Origin of the sequence: Citrobacter sp. Cb041, from assembly GCF_030336655.1 — a bacterium.
GTDB lineage: Bacteria > Pseudomonadota > Gammaproteobacteria > Enterobacterales > Enterobacteriaceae > Citrobacter > Citrobacter braakii.
The window spans coordinates 1-214 of the sequence record NZ_JAOWDD010000001.1; the positions used below are offsets into that span (position 1 = coordinate 1).

Genomic DNA, 214 nt, shown 5'->3' on the forward strand with positions numbered 1-214 from the left:
TGGTGCATCCGGGAGGATTCGAACCTCCGACCGCTCGGTTCGTAGCCGAGTACTCTATCCAGCTGAGCTACGGATGCATCGTGAAACTTGCTTTACTGCCGATATTGATATCGTAATGAGCGATATCAAGTAAGAGATGGTGCATCCGGGAGGATTACTCGGCTGCGCCTCGCCCTGTGGGCCGTTGCTGAAGCAACGTTATCCTCCCTGGTGC

At 54.7% G+C, this 214-nt stretch carries 1 tRNA gene; it reads right to left on the reverse strand.

The annotated features are described in order from the left end of the window. A tRNA-Arg gene (locus OGV52_RS00005) sits at positions 1-77 on the reverse strand. Between the last annotated feature and the right edge of the window lie 137 nt (positions 78-214).